Origin of the sequence: Gordonia sp. DT30 (genome assembly GCF_049844915.1) — a bacterium.
Classification (GTDB): domain Bacteria; phylum Actinomycetota; class Actinomycetes; order Mycobacteriales; family Mycobacteriaceae; genus Gordonia.
This window is the reverse complement of the sequence record NZ_JBNCLY010000047.1, coordinates 1-2,333: the sequence shown is the minus strand read 5'-3', so window position 1 is coordinate 2,333 and position 2,333 is coordinate 1. Positions and strand designations below refer to the sequence as shown.

Annotated in this window: 3 protein-coding genes; 1 reads left to right on the top strand and 2 read right to left on the bottom strand. The window is 60.7% G+C overall.

Features of this window, described 5'->3' with window-relative positions; genetic code table 11:
- Positions 1-342: 342 nt before the first annotated feature.
- The gene (locus ACLQ3C_RS21320; RefSeq protein ID WP_425707095.1) at positions 343-717 is read left to right on the top strand and encodes a DUF6188 family protein; all 375 of its coding nucleotides are present in this window, start codon (positions 343-345) and stop codon (positions 715-717) included.
- Positions 718-727: 10 nt separating this feature from the next.
- Here the strand turns inward: ACLQ3C_RS21320 and ACLQ3C_RS21315 are convergent, their stop codons facing one another.
- Positions 728-1,186 (bottom strand): hypothetical protein, encoded by a 459-nt coding sequence (locus ACLQ3C_RS21315; RefSeq protein ID WP_425707094.1) that lies wholly within the window; start codon positions 1,184-1,186, stop codon positions 728-730.
- A 253-nt stretch (positions 1,187-1,439) separates the two neighbouring features.
- On the bottom strand, positions 1,440-2,333 hold an 894-nt coding region (locus tag ACLQ3C_RS21310; RefSeq protein WP_425707093.1), incomplete at its 5' end, for an ISL3 family transposase.

Here is a 2,333-nt window from a genome sequence, read left to right as displayed (position 1 = left end):
AGCGGCTTTTGGGCGTCCAGTGCGTGCCATACCCAACCCTACAACATATTCAATGAATTAACGGCGCGGAACACTAGACCGTCCCGACGGTGTTCCTAGCGATTGGGTACCGAGGCGCTCCGACAATGGGAAGGGCTGGGTATGGCAGAAGCCGGGGGCGAAAGGTAACGCGGACTCAGTGCGCGTGATGGAGCCAGACGGCCGAAATCCCTCCGGATATGTGCGGATCTACAATGGGCATGGCCAGCCGATTGACCTCGACGGTAAACCCTCTGGTAACTCCCAGACACATATTCCCATCAAGCCCGACGGGTCATTCCCACTGCCGAAAGGGTGGAAACCATGAGCGTAGCCATACCACTCCCGCTGGCTGGCGACAAGGTTATCGATATTGACGGCGGCTACACGATTATTCTAAGAACGAACAATGACAATTTCCTCACCCTTGAGGACCCCATGGTCTGTGTCACTAATGCGGGCGAAAGATTCGTTGTTGATCCACGAGAGGGGTCTCCGCGCGTTGAATTGCTAACACCGTTGATGGAGAGTCCGATTACTTCGGCGGCCTACACCGAGGAATATCAGCTGACTGTTCTACTCGATAGTGGGTTCTCCTTCTTCGTCGAACCAAATCACGATGGATATGAATCGTGGAATGCGCGGTACGGTGACCACCTAATTGTGGCGATGTGGGAGCCGGGCCTCGGGAGTCAGTAACTTGCTGGGTTCAGCACCTTACGTTATCTGTCTGTGCGAGGAGCTGCATGTGACCGTCTCGCCACCAGCTCAGTAGCCGTGTGACTTCGGATCCAGGGTTCGAAAGCCGTCTCGGTAGCTCCGCCAACGGTGTCAGTCGAGCTCGGCGCGTACGCAAGTGCGCGCCGAGCTCGGTCTTGTACGTGGATAGCCTGACCTGCGGGTTTCGCGGTGCGAGCAGGATGGTTTCGGTCGGGATGAGTCCACCGATGTCGAACGCGGTATCGACGGATTGTGCCTCTGGTGTGCTGGCGGACGGGGTGCAGGGAGTCTCGGTTATCTCGTTGGTCGTGATCCGCGTGTCGGTGTCGACGGCGAGCTGTGCGGCAAACAGCTGGTGCACGACGGCGAACTGCACCTGTCCGTCCTCGCCTGCTTTGTTGTGGCCGGCGAGCACTTCTTGGGCGCGCAGCCACGTGTCGGGAGACACCAGTGCTGGGTGGCTGCCCGGCTGCCCTCATGATGGCAGGTCTTTGCCGGCCGATGGGAGCCCGAAGAGCAATCCCGAAGGCCACATCCCCTTCAAGACTGGTTGAAGTGAAAGCGATGGGACACTCCATGGCGGTGCGTTACCCGGAAATGCGAGGCCGCGTGCGAGATGCGGTAGATATGATTGCGCACGCTCGCGATTCTGACTACTGGCGTCATGAGAAGTGGGATCTCCTGACGTTCTTGTGGGTGGTTTACAGCCACGGCAACTCTGGACAGGCGCCGCCGCGGGTGAGTTCGGCCATCGCGATCAACGCCGCAGGTGTATGAAATCCGTACGCCCGCTTCGTCAACGCTCTCAGGTGGGTGTTCGTGGCTTCGCTACGCGCGTTGGACAAGTTGTGTTTCAACGCATTACGGATTCTCCGGTTGTAGCGCCCCAACGTTTTCCCCAACGCGGCGATCTCGGGTATCGGACTATCGCGCGCCCACACTTGTACGCCACTCAACGCGATCAACCCACGCCGCCCAGGCCGGCGAACCGCATCACGCAGCTGCTCTTTGAGCATGTACGCCTCAAACAGGTCACTGTTGTCGCGGCGCAACTGCTCGACCACACCACGCTGATCTGCGGTTTGCTCGGCGTGGCTTTTGCGGACCGCCCACATCGCACCCGCCAGGCCGCCACCGTGAGCGGCCAGGGTACGGCGACGAACCTTGTCGACCATCGACCCGGCCCACTGAATCATGTGGAACATGTCCAAGCACTGCACCGCCTCCGGTGCCTGCTCGGTGATCACCGACCAGATCCACTCGGCCCCATCAGCAGAAACCTTCTCGATGCATGCGGTGCGCTCGGGCCCCAACGCGTCGAAGAACCGGCGCACCGTAGCGCTGTCGCGGCCCTCGGCCGCCCACACGACCAGCCCGGTGTCATGGTTGATGACCACCGTCAGGTAGCGGTGTCCCTTGCGGTAGGCGATCTCATCGATCCCGATGTTGACCAGCCCTTCCAGACGGTCCACGCCGGCGAAATGCTCATCGACGACCCGCTCCACGATCGCCGAGACGGTGCGCCAGGCCACCCGCGTGAACTCGGCGACCGCCGAGATCGTCGAGTGCGCGGCCAGCCACGCCACCATGTCATC

Coding starts and splice junctions, on each gene's coding strand:
- ACLQ3C_RS21320 (WP_425707095.1), top strand. CDS start 343: ATGAGCGTAGCCATACCACTCCCGCTGGCTGGCGACAAGGTTATCGAT.